Source organism: Cohnella sp. (genome assembly GCF_041640265.1).
Classification (GTDB): domain Bacteria; phylum Bacillota; class Bacilli; order Paenibacillales; family Paenibacillaceae; genus Cohnella.
On sequence record NZ_JBEQAP010000060.1, the window covers coordinates 1 to 13767 of the forward strand.

At 49.4% G+C, this 13767-nt stretch carries 10 protein-coding genes and 1 pseudogene; 4 read left to right on the plus strand and 7 right to left on the minus strand.

The features are described from left to right. Positions 1 to 204: 204 nt before the first annotated feature. Complete coding sequence (locus ACESLK_RS26345) at positions 205 to 2934, minus strand: winged helix-turn-helix domain-containing protein (RefSeq protein WP_373232776.1); 2730 nt, start codon at positions 2932 to 2934, stop codon at positions 205 to 207. Positions 2935 to 3015: 81 nt separating this feature from the next. Then, the gene (locus ACESLK_RS26350; RefSeq protein WP_373232777.1) at positions 3016 to 3900 is read right to left on the minus strand and encodes a LysR family transcriptional regulator; all 885 of its coding nucleotides are present in this window, start codon (positions 3898 to 3900) and stop codon (positions 3016 to 3018) included. A gap of 120 nt (positions 3901 to 4020) precedes the next feature. Between ACESLK_RS26350 and ACESLK_RS26355 the strand changes: the two genes are divergently transcribed. Continuing rightward, on the plus strand, positions 4021 to 5403 hold the full coding sequence (locus ACESLK_RS26355; protein WP_373232778.1) for an MFS transporter: 1383 nt from the start codon (positions 4021 to 4023) through the stop codon (positions 5401 to 5403). Positions 5404 to 5725: 322 nt separating this feature from the next. On the opposite strand, the gene ACESLK_RS26360 is transcribed toward ACESLK_RS26355, so the two are convergent. Beyond that, positions 5726 to 6376 carry a TetR/AcrR family transcriptional regulator gene (locus ACESLK_RS26360; RefSeq protein ID WP_373232779.1) on the minus strand — a complete coding sequence of 217 codons (651 nt, stop codon included), beginning with the start codon at positions 6374 to 6376 and terminating at the stop codon, positions 5726 to 5728. 132 nt (positions 6377 to 6508) lie between these two features. Between ACESLK_RS26360 and ACESLK_RS26365 the strand changes: the two genes are divergently transcribed. The 3 genes from ACESLK_RS26365 (at position 6509) to ACESLK_RS26375 (ending at position 10612) form a co-directional block, all read left to right on the plus strand. Next, positions 6509 to 7333: an oxidoreductase gene (locus ACESLK_RS26365; protein WP_373232780.1), complete on the plus strand. Its 825-nt coding sequence runs from the start codon at positions 6509 to 6511 to the stop codon at positions 7331 to 7333. A gap of 401 nt (positions 7334 to 7734) precedes the next feature. Next, positions 7735 to 8289, plus strand: a complete 555-nt coding sequence (locus ACESLK_RS26370) for a dihydrofolate reductase family protein (RefSeq protein ID WP_373232781.1) — start codon at positions 7735 to 7737, stop codon at positions 8287 to 8289. A 46-nt stretch (positions 8290 to 8335) separates the two neighbouring features. After that, on the plus strand, positions 8336 to 10612 hold the full coding sequence (locus tag ACESLK_RS26375; RefSeq protein WP_373232782.1) for an ATP-binding cassette domain-containing protein: 2277 nt from the start codon (positions 8336 to 8338) through the stop codon (positions 10610 to 10612). A 181-nt stretch (positions 10613 to 10793) separates the two neighbouring features. On the opposite strand, the pseudogene ACESLK_RS26380 reads toward ACESLK_RS26375, so the two are convergent. From ACESLK_RS26380 to ACESLK_RS26395, 4 genes and pseudogenes are all read right to left on the minus strand, one after another. Further along, positions 10794 to 11545: pseudogene (locus ACESLK_RS26380) on the minus strand (SDR family oxidoreductase). Between the two features lie 115 nt (positions 11546 to 11660). Continuing rightward, a complete protein-coding gene (locus tag ACESLK_RS26385; RefSeq protein ID WP_373232783.1) occupies positions 11661 to 12488 on the minus strand; it encodes a MerR family transcriptional regulator in 828 nt (275 codons plus the stop codon). A gap of 65 nt (positions 12489 to 12553) precedes the next feature. Then, positions 12554 to 12745, minus strand: coding sequence for a hypothetical protein (locus tag ACESLK_RS26390; RefSeq protein WP_373232784.1), 192 nt, complete (start codon positions 12743 to 12745; stop codon positions 12554 to 12556). Between the two features lie 233 nt (positions 12746 to 12978). Beyond that, a complete protein-coding gene (locus tag ACESLK_RS26395) occupies positions 12979 to 13767 on the minus strand; it encodes an SDR family oxidoreductase (protein ID WP_373232785.1) in 789 nt (262 codons plus the stop codon).

The window sequence follows — 13767 nt, forward strand, 5'->3', positions numbered from 1 at the left end:
CACACCGTTAGATTTCCGCTGCTGGCAGCGAAAGCAAGTAGTCAACCTATTTGTTTGCAGAAAGTAACGGTGTGGCTGGTAAGAAACCCCTACTTCTAAGCGAAGCGTAAGTAGGGGAGGTTCATTAAGGGGTTTGCTAAAAAATAAAAAAACGTCCGGCAATTTTGCCAGGACGGGAGAGGATGGGGGTTACACGATTCAAACTCACTTTAACAGATCGAGTTCCTCAGCGCGGCGGACGGCTGCCCGACGGTTGTTTACCTCAAGCTTCTCGTAAATGTTCTTGGTATGGGTTCGTAAGGTATTCAGAGACACTCTGAGTTCGCGGGCAATATCCGGGCCGCTCAAGTCGGTTCCGAGCCATCGAAGCACGTCGTGCTCACGTTCGCTTAGCGGTTCGTCCAGCGGCTTGCGAATAACCGGTTTGGCTAGCATTCTGCTCTCTTCATGCCCAAATGCCGTCAGGAGGCGCTGAACGTAGTTCGGGGCTATGCCCGCTTCCGCAGCCGCTTTCAGCAGGACCTCCATGGGTCGGCCTTCGTCAGCGAAGATGCGGACGTAGCCTTCCGGCTCGGCAAGCGTCAAGGCTCGTCTTAGAAGCAACAGCGCTGCAGGAACGTCGCCTTGCGTATGGCGAGCAATGGCCTGAACGACCAGGATTTCGAGTGCGCTCCCCGTCCTTCCGCCTTCTTCCGCTGCTTGAAGGAGGCGCTCCAGCAGACCGATCGCCTCAAGTATGGTTCGTTCTACGCGATCACTCTTATATTGGGCCAGTATCACCCTGGCCAGGACGATGTGCTCGAATTCGCGTGAGTAGCAGAGATCGTCCATGGCGGATAGACCCTGCTCCCGTGCCCAATCGAGTGCTTCACCTAATCTCCCCTGCTTCGCCCGCAACCGCGCCTTCAACGCTGCTACAGGTCGTACATCCAGGAAAAAGTCGTTTGCGTACAGGGACTCAGCCTCGCAGAGAAGATCGAATGCATCGTTCCAATCCCCTTCGGCCTCCCGTATTCGAGCCTTTGCGACTCGCCAGCGATACCGGTATGACGGGAACCCGGTGTGCTCGCCCTGCTCCTTGCTTCTTAACAGGTTGCTCGCGGCGGCTTTCAGATCGTCATGCTCGCGGCAGAGTTCGCTCATTCCGACATAAATGTCTGCCGTACCCCGCAGATCAGGCTCTCCATGATCCGCTGCGAGCTGCAATCCCCGCTTATAGATATGCATCGCCTCGCGGAGCCGGCCTTGCGCAATCCGTATTTCAGCCAAAGCGATGGAGCCATTGATCGCGTCGGAGATAGCCCCGGCCTGCTGCACGCTAGCTATTCCGCCGGCAAACATCCGGCGTGCCTCCTCGAGATCCCCGTTCCTCCATAAGGCGAGTCCCAGGAGCGCTGTCGCCGCTCCGCGCGGTAGATGGTCATTCTCAGGCACGAGGTCGAGCGCTCGACGAGCGTATTGCATGACGGCGGACACATCGCCGAGAACCAAGGCCAGTCCGGCCCGGTACACGGCGATCACACTCGGAAGACGGAGAAATTCCTCTTCGTCCACAACGACCATCCCGGACGGGTGGCCTTGCTGACGTTCACCCGGATCTGCCGTTGTCTCCAGCCATTGTTCGGCGTCTCGCAGTCGGTCCGGGGCGGCATCCAATTCGCCGCCGGCCAGCAGCGCCCCGGCATACCAAACGCTGAGCACAGGTCTGCAACGGACCAGCTCGTCGGGGAGCGCCTTCAGCCATTTCAACATCGCGGTTTCCTGCCTGCTCCTGCGCAAGGCGGGTATGGACAGCTCGACCAAGTCCGCCGCCCGACCGAAATCATGGGCAGCCAGCGAGTGTCGAATCGCCTCGTCCGCCAAGCCATGCCGCTCGAACCATATGCTTGCGCGCCGATGCAGTACAGCCACCCGATCGGGCTGATCCGACCTCAAATGGGCGGAGAGAACCTCGGCGAAGAGGTGATGATAACGATACCATTCGCGCCTGTCATCCAGCGGAACGACAAAGAAGCTGCCTCGCTCCAGGGATTGGAGCCGCGAGCTGCCATCCTCCTGGCCGGTGACGGCATCGCATAACGATCCATGCAACCGGTCTAGAACGGAGGTCTGGAGCAAAAAGCTCCGGATCGGGCCGGGCTGGCGCTGCAGGACCTCTTCGACCAGATAGTCCATAATGTACCGATTGTCTCCGGCGAATTCCCGAATGAACGCTGAGATATCCTTGCGCCCCTGCATCGAGAGCGCCGCCAGCTGAAGCCCCGCGATCCAGCCTTCGGTACGGGATTCCAGCACCGTTATTTCGTCGGCCGCAAGACTCAGATCCATGACCTGATCGAGGAACGCAGCCACTTCGCCGGGAGTAAAACGCAAGTCGGTGTCGCGCAGCTCGATCAAGTGGCTCCGAGCGCGTAACCGGCTCAAGGAAAGCTGCGGATTCTCGCGGGTGGCGATGACAAGGTGCATTTGTGGAGGGAGATGCTCTAGCAGGAAGTTGAGAGCATCGTCGATCCATGTGGCATCAATCACATGGTAGTCGTCCAGGACGAGGATGAATTTGTACGGGAGAGCTGAGATTTCATTGAGCAGGAACGTTAGAATCGATTCGATTGATGGCGGCTGCGGAGATTGGAGCGCACTAACCGCGCCTCCTCCCAAATTTTCCCCAATCGTTTGTAGAGCAGCGACAAGGTGGGACAGGAAGCGCGTAGAGTCGATATCCCCTTCGTCCAGCGACAACCAAGCGACAGGTCGATCGCAGTCGACGACCCATTCGCTGACCAGCGTCGTTTTGCCAAAACCGGCCGAGGCCGAAATGAGGGTCAGCTTGCGGTCCAGACCCTCGTTCAGCCGATCGATCAGGCGCGGCCTTTGGACAATTTTAGTCCGTGGCACGGGGATATATAATTTTGTGGTAAGAATCGTCATATTCATAGAGTTATACTCACCTTTACATGGGTTCCGCCTATGAAACATTTTATCTTCAATAGTTGCTTTTCACCACTTCAATTTATGTTATTCCGGATTGGAAAGCATCTCGAAATATTCTACAACTACGTCACGGAATTCCAGAGCAGCCCGTGATATGTACCGACTCCTGTTCCATAATAGAGCAATCTCCCGTACCAATTCATGTCCCTCTACTTGAAGGTAATGGATGTTTTCTCTTGGATTTATTGCCGTGCTTGGTATGAAGGCAATACCAATTCCGGCTTCCACCATAGCGCTTAACCTGGTAGGCTCAGTTCCCTCATACACATATTTAAGTGTAAATCCAGCCGATCTGCATACGGAGTCTACTAAATCCCGAGTATGATAGCCCCTCTTTACACCGACAAACCATTCATCCCGCAGCTCTGCCAAGGATGCGCTGCTTCGATCTTCCAGCCGGTGGCCCTTTGGGACTGCGATAAGGATGGGGTCTTTATACACGACTTGAGATCCAATCCCATCCCCTTGTATCGGAGGTGAGGACAAACAGAAATCGACCTCTCCTCGATGAAGAAGCGTAATCATCTCCTGCGTGGTCAGCATTTGCACATGAAATTGGATATTGGGGCGCTTATTCCGAAACCTTCGAAGAATATCTGGCAGCGTGCTTGCATTGGTCACCGCCAATTCGATTGTGCCATGTTCCGGGCTGGATAAATCACTAATCTCCTGCTTCCCTTGTTCCAATTCGAATAATGCTCTTTCCACACGGTGAAGGAATCTGCTTCCAAACTCATTTAAATGCAGTCCTCTCCCTGTTCGATCGAATAGAGGGACCCCTAGATCCTCCTCCAAGCGTTGAATCGTCTTGCTTAGAGACGATTGAGTAACGTGCAGACTTCGTGCGGCTTCGGTCACATGTTCCAAACGAGCTACCGCGAGAAAATATTGCAGTTGAAGAAGTTCCATTTCATACCCCCAATTCATTCCTTCGGATCAATTAAATTATAACTTATAATGCATTGGAATAAATGTCTGATTTCAAATAAAATGACATTACTACGATTTGGTACGCTTGGGGGAACTAAAATGAGTGGTCGCAGCAGGTGGTTAATGATTTCCGTTGGACTTGGAATACTATTGAACCCTTTAAATTCATCGATGGTTTCCGTTGCTATTCCAAGGCTGCAAAATGTGTTCCAACTTGACTTTACAGCTGTTTCTTGGATTATTTTTTCGTTCTACATTGCGAGTGCTGTCGCTCAACCTGTCATGGGAAAGGCCAGCGATTTATTCGGTCGCAGGAGGATATTTCTTATCGGACTTGTAGTATGCTTCGTTGCATCTTTATTAGCTCCATTATCTCCAAACTTTGAATGGCTCATCGTGTTTCGCATTGTGCAATCCATCGGAACGAGCATGATGGTTGGGGTTGGAATGGCTATTGTGCGAATTCATATTGCGGAGAACCAAGCGACTGCGCTGTCTGTTTTGTCCATGTTCCTATCCGGAGCGGCGGCGATTGGACCTTTTATTGGCGGGGTCATCATTCACTGGGGCTGGCCTGCTATCTTTTTCATCAATATTCCATTCGTGGTTGCGAGCTTTATATTTTCTTGGCGGAATACTCCTAAGGACAAACCGTCAACATCCGTTGCGCTGGGCATGTCCTTTCGTAAATGGTGTGATTTGATTGATGTGCCCGGGATCCTGCTATTCACAGCGGGTCTGGTTGCACTGCTCGTTGGATTACTGTCAGCAAAATCATCTGGGCAAATCTCATTAAGTAATGTTATTTTCTTGCTGGTCGGCCTCGTTGTTCTGGGGGCTTTCGTACGACATGAGTTCAAAGCGAAGTCACCATTTGTTCCTTTACGCACATTCGCCAAATATCCTGCGATGACTTGGGTCAATGTCGAATTCTTGCTTGTTAACCTCCTTTTTTACTCGCTCTTTTTCGGGCTTCCATCCTACTTGCAAATGGTACGTCATGTCAGCGAGTTCCATACTGGGGTTCTTATGCTAAGCCTAGGCTTGTGCTCGCTCGTTACTTCTCCGATAGCAGGCCGATGGGTTGATAAATCAGGACCTCAACCGGCATTGCTACTATCAGGAATACTAATGACACTTGGGTCAGTTTGGATAGTGACTTTGAACCAAACTTCACCGGTTATCACTGTGTGTTTAGCATTAGCTGCATTCGGTATTAGCAACGGGTTGAACAATGTCGGTTTGCAAGCGGCCTTGTTCAAAAGTTCTCCAAAAGAAATTATAGGTGTAGCATCGGGATTATTTAATACATCAAGATACCTGGGAACCATTCTCTCTTCATTGTTGATAAGCATCGTAATGGGTGATAACTTCAGCTTCGAAGGATTTCGAGTGCTTGGGATAATCCTCACGGTAATTGCATTGTCGTTGGTATTCATGAGTCGGCGGCGCCGGGAGTTAGGGCAATTGCCGAACAACTAGGCAACAGACAAAGATTGCATACTCACTCTAGAGAGCACACAGGGATAATAGAATCGCGTTTTTCTGTAGCACCTTGTATATGATCTCGATAATGTATAGCAACCTTCGCTCCCCTTGCTGCCATTATGACTACCTGCAATCTCAAAAAGCTTGCCGTTACTTGTGGTACGGTTCAGCGTATTATCTCAAGGCGAAATTCCTTACACCGCGGACAGGTTTCGCCTCATATGTGATACGCACCCACGTATCAGCAGTAAGGTGCATTCATATGTGGATATGTTACTGCACATCTTACCTTCAATCCCTTTAAAACTTCAGTTTCTCACTTTATTTTGCTGTTCAAATAACTTGCTGTATAGGCAACAAATTCAGAAACATCCTTAACAAAGTCAAAAGACTCATAAGGGATTCCGACTTGCTTCATAGCTTGTTTTTGGATCGGTTCCGGCGATGTATAAGGAAATAAACCTATCACGTAATAGGATTGCAACTGAAAGAATTTATCAATGGTTTTATCATCCCATGCGGGAAAAACGATTTTAAGTACGTCATTTGCCTCGGACATTATATTAAGATACTGTTTTTTAAAATCAACAAGTTTTTCGAGAGAAACATTTCTCTCAATCATCGTAAAGAGAATTGAAATAAGCTTTAAAAACCTTGGATGCCGGTACAAAGCTTGTGCCCACTGGTGCGAAAAACCTTGAATATCGCTAGTCATTTCGGTTTCAAAAGTCCCTCGTATGTCATCTAACCAATCTGTGAATTCATCCAGAGCTACCAAAAGATAAATTTCCTCTTTTGAAGAGATATATTTATATAGATTACCTCGCGTAAATGTGGTTTCATTAGCGATTTTGGCCAGCTCAATCTTATGGAATTGCTCTGTATCAAGTAGCTTAACCGCTGCATGTTTAATCTGCTCCACTCTGATCTTTCGTTGCTCATTATTTCTTACTCGATCAAATTCCATACGTAGTACCCCCTTTGTAAAAATTATAGCATATATAACTTGCGTAACCTTCAATACCAATTTATAATAACATCATTAGTAACGTGACGTTACGTTACTTGAATCGGGAATCCAGAAAGGGATGGACTGTACATGAATACGCCCAAAGTTGTTTTGGTCACAGGTGCATCGGCAGGCATCGGTAAAGCCACAGTGGAGTTGCTTTTACGAGAAGGATTTATTGTATATGGAGCCGCCAGACGAGTCGAACAAATGAGAGATATTGCATCCAAAGGTGCGCGGATTATAGCAATGGATGTAACCAACGATGAATCCATGATCAATGGTGTAAATCAAATCATGAAGGAACAAGGCAGAATCGACGTTTTATTCAATAATGCAGGTTATGGTTCCTATGGGTCGGTCGAAGATGTGCCACTAGAGGAAGCAAGACGCCAATTTGAAGTGAACCTTTTTGGATTAAGTCGTCTGACGCAATTGGTTCTTCCTGTAATGAGAAAGCAAAAATCAGGGAAAATCATCAATACTTCATCAGCTGGCGGCAAAGTTTATACGCTGCTCGGTGCCTGGTACCATGCAGCCAAACACGCCCTGGAAGGATTCTCCGATTGTCTTCGCCTAGAAGTCAAGCCGTTCGGTATTGACGTCATTATTATTGAGCCAGGGGCTACTGAAAGTGAATGGTCAAAGATTGTATTTCAACATGTACAGAAAACTTCCGGAACTACAGCATACAGTGAAGTAGCAAATGCTTTTATAAAAACCTTTGAAAAGCTTGAAAAATCGAGTACGGTTTATCCTCCTGATCGTATCGCACGATTGGTATCAGAAGCTATCCGATCGAAAAAACCAAAAACAAGATATGTGGCAGGTAATGCCCGACCCGTATTATTAATGCGGAAAGTCTTGTCTGATAAAATGTTTGATCGTATTCTCAATCGAATATTTGGGATATGATCGCTTGACGGTTCTCCGAGGATTTCTTGTTTCGTTCAAGCAGAATATAATAGTATCTCTTAATGTCCGCTTCACATCTACCCTGACCCAATCGTATGATTTCGCCCTTATTTATGGTACTGGATTGAAGGCGGTTTATAGTGGAATACGACAGAAGGAATCCTGTTAATTCAGGATTCCTTCTGTCGTTAGATTGTTGGCAAAGCCTGATTTTCGAGGCTGTAGCTTTTGGACCTTGAATGAAATTAACGAAAGCCATTTTGGTACAAAATACTGGCAAGATCTACTTCTCGGGCCACATCTGTTGCCTAACAACATTCAAACTCTATATCCAATATGACAATAGGTGACATATATGAGGTCTATAATGGGTGGTACATTAACGAAAGGAGTAACAAATCATGAAACGAAAAATAATTTTAGATTTAGCTGTGACTTTAGATGGGTTTATCGAAGGAAAACAGGGCGAAGTTGATTGGTGCATTATGGACTCTGAAATGGGGTTTAATCATTTTTTAAATCAAATTGATACCATTTTGTATGGAAGAAAAAGCTATGATTTATGGGGACAATTTACTCCGGAACTTGAACATGCGGATTCTGAAAGGGAATTTTGGGAATTGGTTCACAGTAAAGAGAAATATGTGTTTTCCAGAACTCAGAAGGGGACGGATAATAAAGCAATATTCATAAATGATCGTATTCTTGAAAAAGTAAATGAATTAAAGAATAAGCCTGGTAAAGACATCTGGCTATATGGCGGAGCAAGTCTTATTACAACTTTTATCCATTTAGGACTTGTTGATGAATTTAGATTATCTGTTCACCCTGTTGTTTTGGGAGAAGGAAAACCGCTGTTTGTGGATATCAAACAGAGATTGAATTTAAAAATCGTTAGTACAAGAACGTTCTCCTCAGGTGTGGTACAACTCATTTATCATTTGGACGAGAACTAATCATTTTGCGCATTCCTAGAAAATAGAACTCCGAGGTGGAGAGGCTATGAGAATCAATGATATCGTGATTGAGGGAGCACGCGAGAATAACCTTAAAAACGTGAATGTCCGCATCCCGAAGCACAAAATCACGGTTTTCACCGGCGTCTCGGGCTCCGGCAAATCTTCCCTGGTTTTCGACACCATCAGCGCCGAAGCTCAGCGTCAGCTTAACGAGACGTTTTCCGCATTCATCCGCAATCGGCTGCCCCGGTTTAGTCAGCCGGATGCCGATCGCATCGAGAACTTGTCTACGGCGGTTGTGATCGATCAAAAAAAGCTCGGCGGCAACTCCCGTTCGACTGTCGGCACGATCACGGATATTTATGCGATGCTCCGGTTGCTCTTCTCCAGAATCGGTAAACCTTTTGCCGGCAATTCGCATGTTTTCTCGTTTAACGACCCGGCCGGCATGTGCCCGGAATGCTCCGGAGTCGGACAGGTGGTGCAGTTCGATGTGGACAATCTGCTTGACAGGTCCAAGTCGCTGAATGAAGGCGCAATCCTGTTCCCCGTATTTAAGGTAGGAAGCTGGTACTTGAATACGTATACCCATTCCGGCTTGTTCGACAACGACAAGCGGCTCGCCGATTTTGCACCGGCAGAATGGGATACCCTCCTCCACGGCAAAGAAAGCAAGATCGTCTACCGAACCAAAGGCGGCGATATCGAATCGGATTATGAAGGTCTGCTGCCCAAGCTCACCCGTTTATATTTGAAGAGGGACAGCAGCGAGATGTCGGATGCCAAACGCGAAACCCTTAACCGCTTTCTAACCTATAGCGAGTGTGACCTTTGCGGGGGAAGCCGGCTTAATCAAGCGGCCTTGGGCTGCCGGATTAACGGATACAATATCGCTCAATGCGCGGCGATGGAGATTGGCGAGCTAATCCGAATGATTGAAGCCATTCGGGATCCCGTTGCCGGCCCGATGATTGACGGGATTCGGACACGGCTGAATCATCTGGTTTCCATCGGGCTGGAGTATTTGAGTCTGGACCGGCAGACTGCAACCTTGTCGGGCGGGGAGTCGCAGCGCATCAAGATGGTCCGTCATCTGAGCAGCAGTCTTACCGACATGATCTACATTTTCGACGAACCGAGTGTCGGACTGCATCCGCGGGATGTCCATCGTCTGAACGGCATGCTAGGCCAGCTCCGGGACAAAGGGAATACCGTGCTCGTCGTCGAACATGACCGCGAAGTCATGGAGATCGCCGATTACATCATCGATGTCGGACCTCATGCGGGAACCCGCGGCGGAGAAATCGTCTACGAAGGCGACTTTGCGGGCTTGCTGCGCGCGGATACCTTGACAGGACGATACTTGAAGCAAAGTCTGCCCTTGAAAACTTCAACCAGGGTGCCCAAGGGTTGGATGACCGTAGCCGGCGCCAGCCTGCACAATCTGAAGGATGTGACAGTCGATATCCCCGTCGGTGTGCTGACCGTGGTAACGGGGGTAGCTGGCTCAGGCAAAAGTACGTTGATTAACGGAGCATTCCTGCCGTCGCATCCGGAAGCAATTGTCATCGACCAGTCGGCCGTGGGCACATCCATCCGCTCCAATCCGGCCACTTATACCGGGATGATGGACGAGATCCGGCGGTTGTTCGCAACCGCCAACAAGGTGAGCCCATCGTTGTTCAGCTTCAACTCCAAAGGGGCCTGTTCCAACTGTCAGGGTCTCGGGATGATATACACAGATTTAGCCTTTCTCGAGCCAATAAGGACGACTTGTGAAATTTGCGCGGGCAGGCGGTTCAGCGATGAAGTGTTAGAGTATAGGCTGAACGGAAAATCCATCAGCGACGTCCTCGCCATGACGGTACGGGAAGCTTCAGAGTTCTTCAGCGGGAAGGAGCTGCTCCGTCACTTGCAGACGCTGGAGGATGTGGGACTCGGATACTTGACGCTGGGCCAGCCTCTGAGCACCTTGTCGGGCGGAGAATGCCAACGCATCAAGTTGGCCGGGGAGCTTCACAAGGATGGCAGTCTCTATGTAATGGACGAGCCGACAACTGGACTGCATATGTCTGATATCTCTCGTCTGATGGACATTATGAACCGCTTGGTCGACGGGGGCAACACGGTGGTAGTCATTGAACACAACCTGGATGTGATCAAGAGCGCAGACTGGATCATTGACATGGGCCCCGAGGGCGGCCATCGGGGTGGTCGAATTGTATTCGAAGGCACTCCTGTCCAGCTCGCCGCTGCCGAGCATTCGATAACAGGGGTGTATTTACGCAAGGCAGAAATCGGCCAACGATCGTCTTTCTGACGGGGCACGTTGCAACGGACCCAATCGAGGATCGATTTTTTGCATAAAGCTCTGTTGTGTAACGCTGCTAATGGCCCGCACGTTCAACTCCATCTTCCGGCGCTTTCGTTCAACGAATGAGCAGGCCTACGACAAAAGCGATTATTGCTATGATTTACCCGATTGGGTGCCCAGTAGAACTTTACAAATGTGAACCGCCAGTTGCGTCAATTAATTGTCCCGTTACCCAACGGCTATCCGAAGAGGCGAGGAACGCCGTCACATCCGCGATGTCTGACGGCTGTCCGACTCGGCCAAGGGCAGACATCCCACTACCTTGCTTCTGACCTTCTGGAGTATGGAGCCAAGGAGCGTTAACATCCGTATCCACGATACCCGGAAGAACGGCATTTACCGTAATTTGACGCGAGCCTAATAATTGCGCAAGATGCAGGGTGAAGGTATTGATCGCTCCTTTGGTAAGATTGTAGGCCATGATGTGAGGGAATGCGATTCGAGTCACGCCTGAAGAGATGTTAATAATGCGTCCTTCAGCTCGAAGCAAGGGCAACGCTTGTAAGGTGCCTTCACATTCACCGCGAATATTTCGTCGAACGACTCCTCCGTCGTTTCCTCCAGCGTATTCGAAGTTCCGATGCCGGCATTATTTATGAGAATATCGAACTTATCTTCTCCAGTGACTCGGGTAAGCTCTTCCTTCAACGATTGTATTAATGAGGTCACCCCGGCAACTGAATTCAGATTCGCGCCTATTGTGATCGCCCTACCGCCCTTGTCTTCAATTGTACGAACGACATTCGCCGCCGCTTCGCTGTTGCTGCCATGATGCACGACTACCAGCGCCCCTTCCTCCGCGAGCCTTAGTGCGATGCCTTTGCCAATCCCTCTACTGCCGCCTGTTACCAATGCCGTCTTTCCGCTCAATCCTCTCATATCTGATCACTCCTTATAGATTGTGCTTTTACTATGCACCCTCCCCTTAAGGGGAGAGTCAAGAGGCAAAAAGACTCCGCCTGCTTACGCATGAGGAGTCCGTAATAGAAGCTGCTTATACGGTTCGCGATACCGGAATGAGCAGTTCCGCTAGACGCATCCTACCGTAAATATCTTCATCGGGAGTCATATATACTTCTCGAATCGGCGCCCCCTCAACTCGCGAGTATTCATTGGCTTCGATCCATGCCGATAGCGACTCGACAGCCAAACACGAATGGTCATAAGGATCGCAACGATGTACTAAGGATGCCGCGGACGTAAGACCTGGCAAAACATCAATTCTAACCCGGTCGCTGCTCGGTATAACATTCGTCGATATGGGTAATGCCACTTCTAGATCCACTTGATCTTCTCTTGCGTCACTGTGCTTGATAACAATAGACTTACTGGCCTGCGTCCCGCCATGAGCGCGTACGTATTGGATAACCTCATCCAGCAGCACGCAAAGTCTCGCTATCGGAACGATCTCGCGTATCGAAGCGACTAACATCGGATTTACCTCGCGCAAGGAGATCGGATATTCCGCTTCATGGGCAACTGCAGATGCTTCGGCGCGATGAAGCCTTTCATTAATGGCATTCAGTTGATTCTCCGACTCCCGAATGAGGCGGCGGAGCTCAGCTTGCTTTACCGCCACCAGACTCTTCACGCCTTCTTGCGAAATATCTTCCTCCAGAAACGTCGAGATTTGATCCAGCGTAAAGCCCTGCTCCTTAAAAATGTTGATTCTCTTTATGGTCAGCAACTGTGTTTCGGAGTAAAAGCGATAACCATTGTTTATGTCTACGACGTCCGGTCGCACCAGCCCTATCTTGTCGTAGTAACGCAAAGTCTTAATTGAAACACGACTTAGCTTTGCGAACTCCCCGATCATCAGCATCTAGGCCGCCGCTCCTCTCCAGATCAATGCTTAACCTCTGTTACTTCCTTCATTCCATTCATTGCTTATATTATATTCCACGGATTAGCTAATTCGTTGTAAACTTGAGCAGCAGCTTGCCCCGTGTCGAGCACGACGAGCTGCCCGGACGGCCGGAACACCTCGTGATTGATCCTTCTCAGATCCCCTTCAATCGGGTAGAACACCGCATGAACGCCTTGGTCGCCTGTTGCCAGTCTAGTCCGTTCTACTGCCAACCGTTAAACGAACAGTCACAAGAGCCGAAAACAGATTTTCGCCCTACTTATGGTACGGTTCAGCGTAACGGGTCTAACGGCGAAAAAATTATTGGCACTCATTTGGGCAACCAACTTTGGCCCGCAATGTCGTTGAACGAGCTGAAGGTAAGATTCTTAGAAGATGGTCAGCTACGAATCCTACCTCGAAAGCCCGCAATTCTTTGTCATCAGTGCGTTACTTTCTTGGTTAATTATTTGAACCGCTGGGTTTGCTTTGAAGGCATAATGGTCAGTTCTGGAATGTTGACATGCTCAGGTTGCTCCAGTGCATAAAGCGCCGCCTCTGCAACGTCATCGGGATGTAACGGCAGGACTTTCGAAGAAAACGCGCGAATTTCATCCTCGGAATACCTGGCCACCTGAGAAAATTCCGTTGCCACCGCCCCGGGTTGAATCGTCGTAACGCGAATCCCCTGATCGATTGTCTCCAAACGTAATGCGGACGCTATGGCGTTAACGCCGTATTTGGTAGCGCTGTATGGACCTCCTCCGGCAATCACTTCCTTGCCGGCAATGGAGGAGATGATGATGACATCTCCCTTGCCCTGACCCAGCATTGGCGGAAGCCCGTAGTGCAGCGTCAACATTAGACCGTGTACATTCGTCCTGTACAGCTCCTCCCATCTTTCCAAATCCACTTCTACCAAAGGACTTCGATACCCGAATCCGGCATTCGCGACTACAATATCAAGACGGCCCCAGCGGTTAATCGTTTCATTAACCACATGCTGTACTTCTTCAGCCTTTTGAATATCAGTAGGTACCGCCATAACCTCGTACAATCCCTCGTTATGCAATTCCTGAACCAGCTCATCCAATCGATTCCGTCGACGTGCCACTACAGTCACATAGGCGCCGCGCTTTGCCAGTTTCCTGGCGATCGATGCCCCGATGCCGCTGCTAGCGCCTGTCACCAAGGCCACTTTGCCGATCAGACTCTCCTTGTCATTCCAAGATAGCCCCAAATCATCCAGATTCAT